The organism is Rhizobium sp. FG113, assembly GCF_057809895.1.
In genome coordinates this window covers 1-14,411 of record NZ_JBMDKV010000030.1, presented here as the reverse complement: position 1 = coordinate 14,411, position 14,411 = coordinate 1, and the positions used below count along the sequence as shown (strand labels likewise).

10 protein-coding genes are annotated in these 14,411 nt (G+C 57.5%); 3 read left to right on the top strand and 7 right to left on the bottom strand.

Going from position 1 to position 14,411, the window contains the following annotated elements; genetic code table 11:
- Positions 1–52: 52 nt before the first annotated feature.
- Positions 53–496 (bottom strand): hypothetical protein, encoded by a 444-nt coding sequence (locus ACODTZ_RS33685; RefSeq protein WP_489031403.1) that lies wholly within the window; start codon positions 494–496, stop codon positions 53–55.
- Positions 497–672: 176 nt separating this feature from the next.
- On the opposite strand from ACODTZ_RS33685, the gene ACODTZ_RS33680 reads away from it, so the two are divergent.
- On the top strand, positions 673–1,791 hold the full coding sequence (locus ACODTZ_RS33680; RefSeq protein WP_489031401.1) for a metallophosphoesterase: 1,119 nt from the start codon (positions 673–675) through the stop codon (positions 1,789–1,791).
- An 80-nt stretch (positions 1,792–1,871) separates the two neighbouring features.
- Here ACODTZ_RS33680 and ACODTZ_RS33675 read toward each other — a convergent pair whose 3' ends face one another.
- Positions 1,872–2,651 carry an IclR family transcriptional regulator gene (locus ACODTZ_RS33675; protein ID WP_489031399.1) on the bottom strand — a complete coding sequence of 260 codons (780 nt, stop codon included), beginning with the start codon at positions 2,649–2,651 and terminating at the stop codon, positions 1,872–1,874.
- Positions 2,652–2,800: 149 nt separating this feature from the next.
- On the opposite strand from ACODTZ_RS33675, the gene ACODTZ_RS33670 reads away from it, so the two are divergent.
- Positions 2,801–3,916 (top strand): LacI family DNA-binding transcriptional regulator, encoded by a 1,116-nt coding sequence (locus ACODTZ_RS33670; RefSeq protein ID WP_489031397.1) that lies wholly within the window; start codon positions 2,801–2,803, stop codon positions 3,914–3,916.
- A 6-nt stretch (positions 3,917–3,922) separates the two neighbouring features.
- Here ACODTZ_RS33670 and ACODTZ_RS33665 read toward each other — a convergent pair whose 3' ends face one another.
- The 5 genes from ACODTZ_RS33665 to ACODTZ_RS33645 all read right to left on the bottom strand — a co-directional run bounded on the left by ACODTZ_RS33665 (position 3,923) and on the right by ACODTZ_RS33645 (position 11,921).
- Positions 3,923–5,788 carry an ABC transporter ATP-binding protein gene (locus tag ACODTZ_RS33665; protein ID WP_489031395.1) on the bottom strand — a complete coding sequence of 622 codons (1,866 nt, stop codon included), beginning with the start codon at positions 5,786–5,788 and terminating at the stop codon, positions 3,923–3,925.
- Between the two features lie 13 nt (positions 5,789–5,801).
- Complete coding sequence (locus ACODTZ_RS33660; protein WP_489031393.1) at positions 5,802–6,686, bottom strand: ABC transporter permease; 885 nt, start codon at positions 6,684–6,686, stop codon at positions 5,802–5,804.
- Complete coding sequence (locus tag ACODTZ_RS33655) at positions 6,686–7,621, bottom strand: ABC transporter permease (RefSeq protein WP_047510939.1); 936 nt, start codon at positions 7,619–7,621, stop codon at positions 6,686–6,688. Before ACODTZ_RS33655 ends, ACODTZ_RS33660 begins: the two co-directional genes overlap by 1 nt.
- On the bottom strand, positions 7,618–10,227 hold the full coding sequence (locus ACODTZ_RS33650) for a hypothetical protein (protein WP_489031391.1): 2,610 nt from the start codon (positions 10,225–10,227) through the stop codon (positions 7,618–7,620). Before ACODTZ_RS33650 ends, ACODTZ_RS33655 begins: the two co-directional genes overlap by 4 nt.
- 74 nt (positions 10,228–10,301) lie before the next feature.
- Positions 10,302–11,921 carry an ABC transporter substrate-binding protein gene (locus ACODTZ_RS33645; RefSeq protein ID WP_489031389.1) on the bottom strand — a complete coding sequence of 540 codons (1,620 nt, stop codon included), beginning with the start codon at positions 11,919–11,921 and terminating at the stop codon, positions 10,302–10,304.
- A gap of 248 nt (positions 11,922–12,169) precedes the next feature.
- On the opposite strand from ACODTZ_RS33645, the gene ACODTZ_RS33640 reads away from it, so the two are divergent.
- Entirely contained in the window at positions 12,170–14,350 is a 2,181-nt protein-coding gene (locus tag ACODTZ_RS33640) for an alpha-amylase family protein (RefSeq protein WP_489031387.1), read from the top strand.
- The last annotated feature ends 61 nt before the right edge of the window (positions 14,351–14,411 follow it).

Genomic DNA, 14,411 nt, shown 5'->3' with positions numbered 1-14,411 from the left:
ACAGGATAATTGAAACTGTCACGGCCGCCATAATTTCGTTCAGCAAGTGTCTTCAGTTCGTTATCGCCTTGCCCTCGTAGCGAACTCGAAAGTTTCTTCTTTGGAAGTCTTCCGTGAAACAAACGAATACCAGTTCCAGATCGTGCTCATCATCGGCTCTCCCAAGGAGACTGAGCGAGGCTACGATGACACCGTTGTATCCGCGCGTGAGACGGAAAGCGGCATTGCGCATCTCTGTTATATCCGGATCGCTACGCTCTTCGTGGCGGTCGTATATGATCCAGAACCGAGCCGCGTCCCAAGTCAGCCGCAGCATTTCCTTGACCTGTTCAATAAACTCTCCGGCGCTCATAGATGGAGCCCAAGATAAAGTGGTCTCGCCAGCATCGCTTACGGCGTTGAAATAGCCGTCATACTGAAGCCCTGAGGCGAGCGCCTGGTCGATCATTGCAAAAGCGGAGTTCTCGGAGATGGTGGTCTTGAAGAGGATTGCCATGGAATCGGAACAGAGATGCGAGGAGGTCGTTCCAGAAGACTATATTCGGCCGCCTCCGGTAGCAACGGAACTTCCGTGCATCGTCGGCAGGCGCTTGCCCTTGTTATTCAAGGAACGAAACGCCACCTAACCGTCCCGCCCCTATGGCTCACTTTGCTGTTCTCGATAGGCACAACATGTTTCATCTGGTCTTCGGGCTGCCGTGGCTCGTCGTCGTTTTGCGTTTTCTTATGCCTTTGCCGTGGGTGTGGTCCATAAAGATAGCCGTCGCGGTCATCCTGTTGATCGCATCCCAATATCATTTGGTCAGTCGCATTTCTTCGGGATCGGTCTTCTCCCCCGAGTTCCCGCGCGCGCTGGTGATCGCTTTTAATGTCCTGTTCGGCGCGATCGTCATGCTCGCTGTGTTCCAGATTGCGTTGGACATCGTTTCACTCGGCGTGGCGCTTGTGAACCGAAGCTTCCCTTCCGTCTTACCCGAAGTCCGGTACGCAATGGGGATTGTTGCGCTTGGTCTCTCCGGCTTTGCGGTCAGTCAGGCCATTCGTGTTCCTCCGCTCAAGAATGTCGAGATCGCGATCCCGAACCTCCCGTCAGCTTTCGAAGGCTATCGGATTTTGCAACTGACCGATCTCCACATCAGCCGTCTTTTTCCAAAATCATGGGCAGAGGAAGTGGTGAAGCGCTCGAATGCTCTCCAGCCTGACGTGACGCTTGTGACTGGAGACTTCATTGATGGCAGTCTCGAAGCGCGCCGCGCGGACATTGCTCCAATTGCTGAGCTTCAAGCTCGAGACGGTGTGCTCGCGATACCCGGAAATCACGAATACTACTTCGGCTACGATGGGTGGATGAAGCATGACGCGGGTATGGGCATCCGCATGCTGCTCAATCAACATGCGGTCATCGAGCGCGGCGGCGATAAGATTGTTGTCGCTGGCCTCACCGACCTCGCGGCGTTCGGCGCCAACCTTCCACGCCCGGATCTAGACAAAGCATTGAATGGAGCGCCCGCCGGGGTGCCAGTCATCCTGATGGAACATCAGCCGAGACTGGCGAAGCGGTCGGCTGCGAAAGGTGTGGCACTCCAGCTTTCCGGACACACCCACGGAGGCATGGTCCGCGGCCTGGACCTTCTCGTTGCGCGTGCAAACGATGGCTACGTCTCAGGCCTCTACCAAGTCGGAGACATGCAGCTGTACGTCAACAATGGCACCGCGCTTTGGCCAGGCTTCGCGCTTCGCCTCGGGCGGCCATCTGAGTTGACTCTGATCACTCTGCGCCGGGCCCGATAGACCGGTGTCGTGGCTCGACTGATGCTTTGGTCGTCATGCTGATCACGCGCCCAAGAACCCAACATGGAATGAACGCGAGATTATCGATAGGCTTTGCCGCCTAGGTGAAGGGTGAACTCGCAGGCAATATCCTTGACGAACTGCGCAAGCGACGAAAGCCTATCCGTCGTTATTCTGCGTGAAGAACCGGAAACGGATATGGCACAGACCACCTCATGCCGATCATTGTAGACCGGCGCGGCGACGCACCGCAGGCCTACACGGTATTCCTCATCGTCCAACGAGTAGCCCTGGGCCTCGATCCGCTTGAGTTCTCTTCCCAGCGCATCGATGCTGGTGAGTGACTTGGATGTGATGCGGCTCAACCCCTGTTTTCGCGTCAGTGCGACGACTTCGTCCGGGTGATAGGAGGCAAGGAACGCCTTGCCCATCCCCGAGGCGCTCATGGGAGTGCGCGCGCCGATGGCAGAGATTGAATTGGAGCTCTGCTTGGCCTTCGCCTGGTCGGCAAGAAGGATCTGGCCGTCCTCAACAATGCCGATGTTCGCTGTCTCGCCGGCTTGATCTCGGAGCCGACGCAAAAACGGCCCAGCCGATGCAACGATACTACGATCCTTGAAGAACGAAGATCCAACTGCATAGGCACCCGCACCGACGAACCAAAGGTTCTCTCCTTTGGAAAATTGCACAAAGCGACGCTGTTGAAGCGTTGTCAGGAGACGATGAGCGGTGGTTAGGGAAAGTCCTGTCGTCTTCGACAAGTCAGTCAGACGGCAGCCGCTGTCGTGACTACCCAATGCCTCCAAGATCATCATAGCCCGATCCACGGACTGAATCCGACCCGAAAGATCTTTATCCATCTTAGCGCCCTCCTCGACACACGATGCACTTCAAGCCTTTTAGGATTGCGCGATGGTAGCGCTGCCATTATGGTTCGTCAATGGTGATTGATTGACCTTGAATGTCGTTCAGGCTCTAGCTGCACGACGGGATGGATGGAGGATTTTAGATGGCGAAGAGACGGTCAAGCTCACGACCTACGATTTCTGATGTAGCTTCGCTTGCAGGCGTCGGCGCAATCACCGTCTCGCGCGCGCTGCGCGAGCCTCAAAAGGTGTCTCCGGCCCTTCGCAAGGTTATCGACGATGCCATCAGGAAGCTGAATTACGTCCCAGACCTCAATGCTCGTGCACTCGCATCGAAACGAAGCGACGTCGTTGCGGTTCTGATTCCTTCGCTTACGCAGAGTGTCTTTTCCGATGTGGTACGAGGCATTTATGACGGTCTGGCCGACAGTCCGCTGCGTATCGAGGTTGCCAATACCGGCTACAATCCTGACATCGAAGAAAACCTGGTCTCCCGTATCGTTAGACACCAACCAGCAGCAATCATCGTCTCGGGCACAGATCAATCGGCAACCACACGGCAGATGTTGGAAAATGCCGGATGCCCTGTGGTGCAAATCATGGACCTCTGCGACAATCCCATCCAGCAGATCATTGGTTTTTCTCATGAAGAGGCGGGGTATCAGATGACCCGGCACCTCGTGCAGCAGGGATATCGCAGGATCGCTTTCTTGACCGCATGGCTAAGCACCCGCTCCAGTGGACGGCTGCATGGATACAAGCGAGCACTCGATGAGGCGAATCTTTATGACGCTTCGCTTCTGGTGCAACGCGGCAGCGCGTCCACTACGCCTCCACCAATTGCCGAACAGGGCGGGAGATCCTTTCTTTCGGCTCAAATGGGTAAGGAACTTATGTATGAAGCACTGGAGCATCATCCGGATATAGATGCCGTCTTCTGCAACAATGACGTGCTCGCCCTTGGTGCCCTTTTCGCCTGCCAATCTTTGGGCGTTCATGTTCCCGGCAGGTTGGGAATAGCTGGCTTCAACGATTTCGACTATATGGAAGCTTCCCACCCACCCCTTAGCAGCGTGCGTATCCATCGCTGGCGCTGCGGTTACGAGGCGATGACGGCAGTGCGCCATCGCCTCGACGGGGGAGAAATCGATCAAGCCGTGATCGACATCGGATTCGACATCATGGAACGTGAGAGCACGCTCCGGGCTAAGCCGCTTCTCGCATCCGTGGCTGCCGTTGGGATGGCAGTTTCGGACTGAGAATAGCTAGCGCGCCTCCTCCCATTCCTGCACGAAATGATCGGCGGAAATGTTTCGGTAGATCCGCTTTGGCGGACGATAATCGGCGGGCCTGATTGGGCTTTTGAGTTCATCGGCCGGCAGTGCGCGAACCATGTTTCGTCGCGACGGATCAGGGATAGGCACCGCTGCCATGAGGCGTTTCGTGTAAGGGTGTTGCGGATTAGAAAACACCGAGCTCGCAGGTCCCATCTCCACAATCTCACCAAGGTACATGACTGCCACTTTATGGCTCATACGCTCTACCACCGCCATGTCGTGCGAGATGAACAGGTAGGAGAGACCCAGCGTCTCCTGCAGGTCAAGAAGCAGATTGATGACCTGAGCCTTGATAGAAACGTCCAGCCCGGAAACTGATTCATCGGCGACGATAACCTTCGGCTCCAATGCAAGAGCGCGGGCGATGCAGATGCGCTGCCTCTGGCCGCCGGAGAATTGCTGAGGATAGCGATTGGCGACATCCGGTGACAGTCCAACCCTTGTGAGTAGGTCCGCGACCTTTTCGCGTGCTTGCTTTCGAGATCCGAGACCATAGGTGAGATACGGCTCAGCAATTGCGTCCCCTACCCGCATTCTCGGATTCAGGCTCGCGAAAGGGTCCTGGAAAATCATCTGGATGTTGCGACGCGCCTGGCGCATCTGTTTCTTATCAAGCGCGGTTATGTCGACGCCGTCGATCGTGACCTTACCACTTTGCGGTTCAACAAGACGCATGATAGCCCGACCAGTTGTCGACTTGCCGCAACCGCTTTCACCGACCAACGATAGCGTCTCTCCTGCACGAAGGTTGAACGAGACATCTTCGACAGCATGAACCCTGGCAACGGGACCGCTGAACCAGCCCTTTGAAAGGTCGAACCGTTTTACCAGATGCTCTACCGACAACACAGGTGGTTTTGCTCGATCAACGGTGTCAGGTCTCTCGGTGGGCTCTCGAAGAACACCCGTCGCCTTGTCAATCAGCGGAAAGTGCTCTGGCTGACCTGAGCCAGACATGGTCCCAAGCCTTGGCACCGCAGCAAGCAACGTCTTCGTATAGGTCTGCTGGGGATGATCGAAGATGTCGGAGGTAACGCCAGTCTCGAGCACCTCGCCTCCCAGCATGACGACGGTTCGATCGGCAATTTCCGCAACAACGCCCATGTCATGAGTGATGAACAGGACACCCATCCCGACATCGTTTTGCAGCTCCTTGATAAGCTGCAGCGTCTGCGCCTGGATTGTGACATCGAGAGCAGTCGTGGGTTCATCGGCAATCAGAAGCTTGGGCTTGCAGACAAGCGCCATCGCGATCATGACGCGTTGGCGCATGCCACCAGATAGGCTTTGAGGCAAATCCCTCGCCCGATCCTTGGCTGCTGGAATGCGGACGCGCTCAAGCATCCGAACAGCCTCGGCCTGGGCTGCAGCGCCGCTCAGTTGGCCGTGGATCGTCAGCGCTTCCGCAATCTGGTCGCCGATCGGCGATAACGGATTGAGGCTCGTCATCGCCTCCTGGAAAATCATACCCATTTCCCGGCCACGGACCCGCCGCATCTCGTGCTCTGGAAGACGGAGAAGCTCGCGTCCACCGAGTTTCACGGAGCCCTCGATCCGAGACGATTCCGGGTTCAGCAACCGCATGATCGAAAGCGCGGTCACGCTCTTGCCGGAGCCGGATTCACCCACAACCGCCAAGGTCTCGCGGGGTGCAATCTCGAAACTGATGCCCTTGACGATTGGCGTCCACGAGCGCTCGTTCCTGAACGACGTGCGCAGATCGGTAACCTGCAGTGCCGGTGCGGACGTTTCCGGACGGATGGCGGCCTGTGCGATGTTGATAGATTGAACCATGAAATACTCCGGATCAGTCAGACGTCGAGGGATCGATGGCGTCGCGAATGGCATCACCGATCAGATTGAAGGACAGGACCACCAGGGTAATCGCGGCCCCTGCGCCGATGATCGGCCAGGAGGAGCCGAATATATTGTTGAGGCCGTCACGAATGATGTTGCCCCAGCTTGGATTCGGCGGCTGCGTACCAATGCCGAGAAAGCTCAGCGACGCCTCGAGGCGGATTGCCGATGCTACCCAGAGCATCATCAAGACGACGATCGGTGCCATGATGTTGGGTATGATGTGACGGAAGATGATCCAGGGGGTGCTGACACCCATCGATACCGCCGCCTCGACATAAGGCTCGTGCTTGACTGAAAGCGTCTGCGCTCTGGCAACACGGGCGAAGCCTGGCACGAAGGCAACCGTGATCACGACGATGACGTTCCAGAAGCCGCCACCAAGGACGGCGGCAATCATGATTGCGAGAAGCAACTCGGGAAAGGCAAGGAGCAGATCGATGAGACGAGAGATGACACGATCGACGACGCCACCGAAGTAGCCCGCGATAACACCAATCGTGGTCCCGACGACTGCAGCTGCGAAAGGCGAAATCAGGCCGAACAGGAGAGAATTGCGCGATCCGTAAATCATGCGCGAAAGCACATCTCTGCCAAATTGGTCGGTCCCCAGCCAGTTGGTCCAACTCGGCATCTTGTTGACCTTGATGATTGATTGGCTCAGCGGGTCATAGGGAGCGATCCATGGAGCGAACACGGCCACAACGACGAGGGCGCATACAATAAGCGTTGCTGCGATCGTGCCGGGACGCCGGAGGAGGATGGATCTGAGAGCGTGAAACGGGCCTGGCTGCGGCGCCATCAGATGGGAAGTCGTTTCCGATACCGTGCTCATCACTGCATCCTTATTCTCGGGTCGACGATGATGTAGAGAATGTCCATCAGCAGGTTGATCAGAACCACGCACATGGCGAGAACAACGATCCCACCCTGGATGATTGCGTAATCGCGTTCAGCGATCGCGCTGATCAGCAGCTTCCCGATACCTGGACGGTTGAACACCAACTCGATAGCGACCGACCCCGAAAGCGTTGCCAGCGTGCTGAGGCCGAGGCCCGTGGTGAGCGGTAAAAGCGCATTGCGAAGTCCATGCTTATAGACAATGCGGTTTTCGGTGGCGCCCTTGGCACGGGCGGTTCTGACGAAATCCTTGCTCAGCACCTCAAGCAGCGCCGTGCGGCTCAACCGTCCGACAAAAGCCGCCTTGACGAATGCCAGCGTCAGCGCGGGAAGGAAGATGTGATACATCCGATCGATGAAGCCCTCGCCGCCGCCGTTGATCGGAAACCAGCCGAGATTGAGGGAAAAGACGATCAAGAGAAGAGCGCCGAGATAAAAGTCCGGAACGGCATAGCCGATCAGGGAAAACCCGCGAACGAAGCTGTCCGGCGCCTTGTTGCGGTTCCTTGCCGCGAACACCCCTAGAGGCAGTCCGGCTGCGACACCCATGAGCATAGCGGCTAGAGTGAGCTCGATCGTGTAAGGCAGATTATAGAAGATCAGCCCGACGACGTTCTGGTTGTTCATCATCGAAGTGCCGAGGTCGAGCGTGAGCACTCCCTTCAAGAAGTTGATGAACTGGAGCCAGAGCGGGGCATTCAATCCCATCTTCTCCCTGAACAATGCCAACTGCTCTGGCGTCGCAGCATCTCCAAGTGCAGCGATAGCCGGGTCGCCCGGCAGGATACGCATGGCGATGAAGACGAGAAGCAGAACGAGAAAGACTGTTGGGATCGCGTCCAGCAGCCTCATGAGAATGTATTTTATCACAGTGACCTCCCGTCACCATTGGCGCCCCGTTGTAGCGAGGTGGCATAGGGTTCGTTCGCAAGATCCGGGGCCAAACCAGGAATGATCTTCATCTCTCCGCCTGAGGTGTAGCTTATGAAGAACTGCAGGTGATATTTGGTTGCCGTATAGGCACCTGGAATCTCGCCAAGATAGGTGTCGCCGGACGGCTCCATCGCAACAGTCTCCCAGCGTTCGGCCTGATTGACGTGGCGATAGTGCAGAGTGACGGTCGCATCGACCGCTGCCTTGTGGCGAACCCGAAGCGGTTCACCTGCGGTGAATTCTTCTGGATACTCGAGCTCCCCAACATGACGACGCAGTGCCTTGTGGCCATTGATCGCCTTGGCGGCGGCTGATGCTGCGTCATCGGCTGGGACGCTCTCCGTCCCGCCGTAACCTTGGAGCGCGACCAGGTCGAGAAGCTCGGCTTCCATTTCCGGAAGCCGAGAATGCCAGGACCCGCGAAGCCAGGACTGAGGGCCATAGGTGATGTCGTCGTGGTAGAGCCCCTTCGAAACGCTGGAAGCCTGCCTCCAGTGCTCGACAGCCTTCGTCGCGTGTTTGACGAGCGCGGAGATCATGCTGGTCGCCTTTGTCGCGATAAACAGTTCCGCCCAGCAGGCGGCGCGGAAGCGTTCTGCGAAGTAGCCTGCGATAGCGCCGAGGATCTTCACATCGGAGACGATCCGCTGGGTCTCGGCACGGTCCCAGCCAATAGCCGAGGACGTGGTGTCTGCGGCGGCATTGCAGCCGGCAGACATCTCGTCTAACCAGTCGGCAACATCGAGCGGAGAGTATTTCTCCATCGCTTTGCCGCTCAGAAGCGCCTCGGCATATTCCCGCGCATTTGCGAAGAGCACCGGATCGAACGTCGGAGCATTCCCAAAGCGGGTTGGCCCTTCCATGTCGAATCCATAAGCTCGACCGCCCGCCTCGCCTTCAATGAAGCCGAGGTTCGTGTAGATCTCCGGCCAATAGTGATTGTTGGATGCGGATGGTCCATGTGCCAGGGTGATCAGCGGGAGTACGCGGCTCGCCCAAGAAAGCCCCTGCTCGCATGCTTCTGCAGCCTCCCCGCATTCCCGGTCCAGCCAACGCATCCATCCGTCACTGGGGCTTTCTGGATTGTACAGCCGTCGTCCCCACACACGGTACTGGTACTCGTATTTCTTCCAGTCCTGAGCTGTGGGGAGCCCCTGCTTCTGATAGCTGAAGCGCTGTCCAGGCACCGCTGTTCCCATCCGCCCCTTGAAGCTTTGCGGTTCGCACCACTCCACACCGTCGGATCCGGCAAACATGGAGCTTCTCGAATATCCTGCCGCGAAGGCAGGATCGCCCCATAGCAGGACGCGCTGGGTTCCGGGCCAGATGCGGTAGATGACCTTGTAGTCCTTGTCGCTGCCCAGTAGATCCCCGTAGGAGTAGCGAAGGAACTTGCGCGACCCTTCGCTCAGTTTCTCCCTCGCGCTTTTGGCCTGCTCAGGGGGATATTCGCGGTCGCGAATAGCGGACTGATGGTACGGTAAGCCCATGTGCTCTGCCAGATATTTTGGCGACGCTGCCACTGGCATTCCCGATCGACGCGCGAGATCGATCAGCTTGAAGTCCAGGCCCTTCCCATGCATGTCGATTTCGACTGGGCGACCGCAGGCAGCAACACCGGAAAACGCGGTCTCCCAGAAACCATACTCGCCTTCCGCAATTCCGCCTTCAACGTGCACGCGGAAGGTCAGCCCCGTTATCTGCGGGACTTCTTTCAGGACCTGCGTGATCGCATCCCGGCAATATGGCGCAAGATTCTCGCTTGTGACACCGCGAACCGTATAGTTCGCATTCGGGACATCATCGAAATCGTAGCGCTGGGTCCAGAACGCCAGCTGAAACTCCAATCCACGCCTGGCAGCCTCCCGACCTATGAATTTGAGCATCTCAAGGTTGAGATCGCGTTCATCCGTGGGCAGCTCCTTCACATCCACATTGTAGCCCGCGAGCGAGAAGAGGAACGGATACGGGAAGTAGAAGTAGACGTCTGATATCCATGGGTTGTGATAGGGGTAGTTGTAACCCATCCCGAGCGTCAGCGAGAAACGGTTGAAGCGATTGGACGCCAGCATTGACAGATATTCGCGCCATTGGTTCTTGCTGTAGAACCAGATTTTGTCCTCGTGCTCCGCACAAAAGAGACGAGCCATCGACCTGACACGTGCCGTCGGTGTCTCAATCAATGGGAACGTTCCCGCAAAGACGTCACCACCCTGCGACGTGCGCACCCTGTCTGCGAGCTCTGTCAGAGCGTAAACCAGACCGCGGATGTCTGAGCCCCAGGCAAAGATTTGCGCTCCGCTCTTGATAAGAGCAAGGCTCTCTGGCGCTACGGGCAACGAAAGCCCCTCTCGTGAGGCGACGGACAGATTGCCAATTTCCGCGATGAGATCGGCGTCTGCGCCAGATGCCACGATCTCTGCCCTGACATCATGCAGTTCAAGCGCGCGAACCACCTCATTGGCAGCCCAAAGGATCGCACCAGCGTCATCACACAATCCTGACGGAATGCAGATCTTCATGTTCGATGCCAAAATCGACACGGAACTACTCCTCCCAAAATCTGAAAGTCTGGGATTGGCCGCCTCGCCCGGCCAATCCTAACGGCAGTCGTGCGTTACGCGGAGTGCGCTTGCGATAGAGGCCAGTTCACGTATCCGGACTCCACCTGGAAGCCGAGTTCCAGTTTCGGCGAACGAACGATCATGAAACCGTTCGTCACCACCGGCATGACCACCGCGTCTTTGAGAACCTGCACATCCATCTGCTGAACGGCTGCCAACCTCTTGTCCAGGTTCGGCTCGGCCAGCGCCTGGTTCAGCTGATCGTCAATGCCGGGCATGGCGACGCCATAGTGGCTGTAGTTCGTGCCACCTTTGCCATCGGACTTCACCTCGACGGTCTTCGGCAGGTACGTCAGGAAGACTTGAGTCGGCACCGGAGCGAAAGCTGTCGACTGTTGCGTGAGGGTGTTCGTGCCCTGGTTTTGGTCCGCATGAAACGCGGTGTGGTCCTTGATATTCAGGTCCATATTGACGCCAATGCGACGCAACTGGTCCTGGATCATCAGCATGACGGACGAATAGTCTTCCCGCTGTGACGTATCGACCTTGAAGCTCAGGTTGCCATCGAACCCGGCCTCGGCAAGAAGCGCTTTCGCCTTGTCCGGATCGTACTTGTAGGCGACCTCGGCAGGAAGTGTCTCTTCCGTAAAGCCGCCCGGGAAGGTCGGAGGATTGAGGCCGTAGATGCGCTTGCTAACCGGAGCAATAGCTGTCGCGATCTCGTCGCGGTCGATGCCGTAGAACAAGGCCTGGCGAACCTTGAGGTCGTCGAATGGCTTCTTCGTCAGATTGAAGTGGATCGTGAACAAGCTTCCTGGGCTGACGACATCGAACAGCAGGGTCGGATCGCGCTGTTTCATGGAGTCGGCCCAGCCCGGAGCGCGGACGCCTTCAATCATGTGGACGTTGCCGGAAAGCAGAGCAAGCGTGCGCGCTGTCGTGTCGGCAATGTACATGCACTGGATCTTCGGCGTGGCGGCGGGTTTGTCCCAATAGTCGGGATTAGCCGTCAGCGTCACGCCCTGCGAGGGATCCGAGGCGATCGACTCGAGCATGTAGACGCCGGTTCCGATGGGATTGGTCGCGACCTTGTCTTCGCCGAGTTCCTCGACGGCCTTTTTACTGAGGATCGCGCCGTCGTAGTCGCTGAGAGCGCCAAGCAGGAACAACGGATCTGGTGATTTCAGGTGGAAGACCGCCTTGTTGGGACCATCCGTATCGACACCCTGAATGTTCTGGAACTTCGGCCGAACACCCCCTACCCGCTTCTCGTCGATGACCCGCTCAAAGGTAAACTTGACGTCTTCCGAGGTGAACTCGCCATAGTTCTTGTGGAACTTGACGCCCTTTCGGAGTTCAACGGTCCATGTCTTCGCGTCTTCCGAACTCGACCATGACGTTGCAAGACGAGGTTCAAGTTCGTCTTGCTTCGACGGGAAATGCCATCGCGGAAGATCGACGAGCTTGTCATAGATCGCGATGATGGCCCAATTGTCGACGCCTTGAATGGACTTGATCGGGTCCGTGGTACGAAGCCCGCGGGCTGCGAAGGCTATCTTGATGGTATCGGTCCCTTGCGCATGGGCCCGTCCACCCATCACTGCCGTCATGGTCATCGCTGCGGTCAGTGCACTGGCAGTCTTGAGGAAGTCGCGTCGGGTTGATTGATTCATTTGCTTCCCTCCCTTGGGGCATCTTCGATCTGCCGGAGCCATAGATTCCTCCTCCGGAATTCGGCAGACGGTAGCGCTGTCACGCCGATGTGCAAGGCTTTTGGCGGGAGTTTTTCCGCATCGTGGAAGAGATTTGAAAAAATGCTGACTTCTCTTCCGTATCGCGGAAAGGAGGGCCCGGGCGACTGGCGCGCCCGATCATTTTAAGTAGCTCTCTGCTCGACACCAACCCACTTGCGGAGGAACTAATGAGCAAGGATCCCTGGTATAAGACAGCCCTGCGATGGGGCCAAACCAATCTGGTCGAGTGTGACCCTGAGCGGTATGACAGCAGCTTCTGGCGGGAGCATTGGCGCAAGACTCGCGTTCAGGGCGTCATCGTCAACGCAGGTGGGATCGTCGCCTATTATCCCTCGAAGTTCGAACTGCATCACCGCGCCGTAAAGCTTGATGGTCGTGATCTTTACGGGGAGATCGTCAAGGAAGCTCGTGCCGAGGGCCTCGCCGTTATTGCGCGCATGGACTCGAACCGCGTCGCCCAGGACTTCTTTGAAGCTCATGCGGAGTGGGTGTGCCGTGATATCAACGGCGAACCCTATCGCCTTGCTGACAAGTACGTAACCTGCATCGGCTCCGCCTATTACACGGAGTATCTTCCGGCAATCATGGAAGAAATCATCGAGCGCAGCCAGCCGGACGGCTTTTCGGACAATAGCTGGGCGGGGCTTCCGCGCAAGTACATCTGCTATTGCGACAGCTGCAAAACGCAGTTCCGTGCTTATGGTGGCAGCGAACTCCCCAAGCAACATGACTGGGACGATGGCAATTACCGGAAATGGCTGCGTTGGAACTTCGAACGCCGCACCGATCTCTGGAAATTCAACAATGAAGTGACACGCAAGGCTGGCGGTCCCGACTGCGCCTGGATGGGGATGATCAGTGGCGAGCCGCTGCACAATTCGCAGCGTTTTATCGATCTCCAGCAGATCCTCAAGCACACCCCGATCGTCATGCTCGACCATCAACGTCGCAATGCGATCGACGGCTTCGAGCAGAACACCGAGGCTGGCAAGCGGCTTCATGAACTGGCGGGCTGGGACAAGCTCATCCCTGAATCGACACCCCAGTACCAGCTTGGCGCTCCGGTCTTCAGACTGTCATCTATGCCTAAACCCGAAGTCCGCCTCTGGGCCACCTCGGGCTTCGCCGGTGGCATCCAACCCTGGTGGCACCACATCGGATCCTCGCATGAAGATAGGCGCCAGTATCAGACCGCCGAACCGATCTTCCAGTGGCACGAGGCCAACCAGGATGTTCTGGTCAATCGCGAGCTGACACCAGAGGTTGGCGTTGTCTGGAGCCAGCAGAACCAGGACTTCTTCGGTCGCGACGACGTCGAGCAGAAGACCATTGGTCCTTTCCGAGGCGTGGTCAAAGCTCTCGACCGCCATGCGATATCCTACGTGCCACTGCACGCAGACGATATCGCCACCGCCATCGAGCGGGTGAAGTGCATCATCCTGCCGAACGTCGGCGCACTTAGCGACGAGCAGGTCCAGCACGTCGAGAAGTTCGTCGCCAAGGGCGGTTCGGTCATCGCAACTGGTGAGACTTCAAGGGCAACGCATTACGGTGACCAGCGTGGCAAGTTCGCGCTCGGCGCTCTGTTCGGCGTCCGATTGGGTGAAGGAAGTGTTGGCGGGACGGGTCCGATCAATCCCGATATCGAGACTTGGGGGCGCCACACCTACCTGCGCCTGGCTCCGGAGAACCGTTCCTCCACATATGGCCCGAAGGATCGGACCGCGCCGGAGCGTGCAGCCGAGCGCAATCCTATTCTCCAGGGCCTCGAAGAGACCGACACGATCCCATTCGGCGGCTTCCTTCCCACGGTTGAAGTCGATGCATTGACCGAGGTGCTGGCAACCTACATTTCGGACTTCCCGATCTTTCCGCCGGAAACGTCTTGGATGCGAGAACCAAAATCAAGCACTCCGGCCATCACGCTCAAAACCACGTCCAACGGCGGCAAGCTGATCTGGTTCGTGGCCGACTTGGACCGTTGCTATGGGCGTGACGCCAATCCCGACCACGCGCTGATCATTGCCAACGCAGTGAATTATGCGATCGGCGACGAACGAAAGGTGGCGCTGTCTGGCACCCACGGTGTCATCAGTGCGGAGCTCTACCGTCAGGGAGGCCGCAAGATTCTTCACCTGAACAACAGGCTCCTGCTCTCGAACGTCCCGGGAAGACAGTATGACCTCGTTCCGATCGGTCCGGTCACTGTCCGCCTTCGCATCGAGAAGGCGCCCGCGAAGATCGACCTGCGTGTTGGCGGGAAGACCGTCGAAGGAAAGACCGACGGCAACTACGTAACCTTCGTTGTCGACGCCATCGCCGACCATGAGGTCGTCGTGGTGGACTAACGAGGCTAAAGCGTGTCGCATCTATTCAGCCTCATATCCTGCTGCCTTGAAGAAGTTTCGG

Coding starts and splice junctions, on each gene's coding strand:
- ACODTZ_RS33640 (WP_489031387.1), top strand. CDS start 12,170: ATGAGCAAGGATCCCTGGTATAAGACAGCCCTGCGATGGGGCCAAACC.
- ACODTZ_RS33645 (WP_489031389.1), bottom strand. CDS start 11,921: ATGAATCAATCAACCCGACGCGACTTCCTCAAGACTGCCAGTGCACTG.
- ACODTZ_RS33660 (WP_489031393.1), bottom strand. CDS start 6,686: ATGAGCACGGTATCGGAAACGACTTCCCATCTGATGGCGCCGCAGCCA.
- ACODTZ_RS33675 (WP_489031399.1), bottom strand. CDS start 2,651: ATGGATAAAGATCTTTCGGGTCGGATTCAGTCCGTGGATCGGGCTATG.
- ACODTZ_RS33670 (WP_489031397.1), top strand. CDS start 2,801: ATGGCGAAGAGACGGTCAAGCTCACGACCTACGATTTCTGATGTAGCT.
- ACODTZ_RS33680 (WP_489031401.1), top strand. CDS start 673: ATGTTTCATCTGGTCTTCGGGCTGCCGTGGCTCGTCGTCGTTTTGCGT.
- ACODTZ_RS33685 (WP_489031403.1), bottom strand. CDS start 496: ATGGCAATCCTCTTCAAGACCACCATCTCCGAGAACTCCGCTTTTGCA.
- ACODTZ_RS33665 (WP_489031395.1), bottom strand. CDS start 5,788: ATGGTTCAATCTATCAACATCGCACAGGCCGCCATCCGTCCGGAAACG.